Origin of the sequence: Gallibacter intestinalis (assembly GCF_014982745.1) — a bacterium.
Lineage (GTDB): Bacteria > Bacillota > Clostridia > Peptostreptococcales > Anaerovoracaceae > Gallibacter > Gallibacter intestinalis.
Genome location: NZ_JADCKA010000022.1, coordinates 1 through 1479, shown reverse-complemented (window position 1 = coordinate 1479; position 1479 = coordinate 1). Strand labels below are relative to the sequence as shown.

Genomic DNA, 1479 nt, shown 5'->3' with positions numbered 1-1479 from the left:
GTCCGTCATACCTCTCTGACTTTTCATGCCTTTTAGGGTCATCTCGATACCATTTCCACAAAGTAGCATAATGGTCATCGTATATTTTGCCACTGCTTTTCATGTATGTGGATAAATCCTCAATCCACTCTCTCCAACCTGTCAGATTATCTTGCAAACTTTGAAGCTCATCCTCGGTCAGACGAACATTGTTGAATGCCCCTACTCTTATATATTGTTTATTTGTTATATTGTTATTATTGTTTATATTATTTATATGTGTACCGAGTGCTGTACCGTCTGGTGTATCGACTGTTGTACCGAGTGGTGTACCGAGTGCTGTACCGTTTGGTGTTTGCTTGTCTTGGTATTTGCTGTAATTTTCAATGGTTACAACTGTACCGAGTGCTGTACCGTCAAGCGATATTATCTCGTCTTGTTCCAGTAATTTTAAAAATCGTAAAACTTTACCTCTGCTCCACTGCCATTCTTTAGAAAGTGTGTCGGTACCGACCAATAATTGACCTTTTTTCAGTTCTATCAGCTGACCTTTGATAAGCACTTTTGCGTCCTCATATTGAGCCCTGAATATCAAATCTACAAAAGCATGAAACCTATCAAACGGTTCCGATGTATATATCCAGTTGTGACGGACGGAGCGATATAATGATATCCAACCTTTAACTTTGTTCATTGCTCCTCCACGCTACTTTTAGTTTCTCTATCTCTTCCGGTGTCATTGTCTCAATGCCCTGTTCTTTACAGTCGCTTACTATCCCATCGATAAACCTTGCCATTTGCTTTGTGTCATATTTACTGCTTCCAAAGTATAGTTGAACATTAGTGCCGTTCTTATTGTTTTGACTTTGACCTATGACCTCGCTATAGTTGCCAAGTCCTTGATTATTAAAGGCGGTCATTACATCCTTTAATAAGTCATTTTTAACAAGCACGATAGTTCTAAATCCGTATTTTCTAATACATTCTTGATACACTTCTTCACTCGTTGACCTTAACTTTTCCGCAAGTTTATTGATGAGTGCCCAAGCATACGCATTGGCATCTAATGACCTCTTTTTTCGCTTCTTCTCGATGCGTAAATCGTATTTCTGTATTTCCTCCTCACTTAATCGTGAAAGCCCGTGTATAGTGTTAAAATCGCCATCAGAAGCGATGATAGTTAGGTGTATGTCTTTGTTGTATAGTAAATCCGCTTCTAATTTCTTTATCTTCATTTCTCATTTCCTTAATCCGGGCAATAGAGGTGTATTTTTATAAACTATTTTCTGTTCCAAGTAGTAACTGTTCTCCATTGCCCGGTATATATCAAGCGGCAGGACTATAATTTTAGTATCAAGATAAAATCACGAAATGAGTCAAACAACATAAGTTATCAATGAATAAAGAGGGTGTCCCACCGCTTAATAACTAATCCAAGTAGTTCCTTCCTATCAATGCCATGAACTCCTCACGGCTGTGCGTTTCTTCGTATTTTGCTTG

The 1479-nt window shown here is 38.3% G+C and carries 1 protein-coding gene and 1 pseudogene; both read right to left on the bottom strand.

The features are described 5' to 3' along the window. Positions 1-673 (bottom strand): annotated as a pseudogene (locus INF20_RS07865) (hypothetical protein); the annotation flags it as partial. Further along, entirely contained in the window at positions 660-1214 is a 555-nt protein-coding gene (locus INF20_RS07860; RefSeq protein ID WP_226385828.1) for a hypothetical protein, read from the bottom strand. The pseudogene INF20_RS07865 and the gene INF20_RS07860, both read right to left, overlap by 14 nt. Positions 1215-1479: the final 265 nt, after the last annotated feature.

Coding starts and splice junctions, on each gene's coding strand:
- INF20_RS07860 (WP_226385828.1), bottom strand. CDS start 1,214: ATGAAGATAAAGAAATTAGAAGCGGATTTACTATACAACAAAGACATA.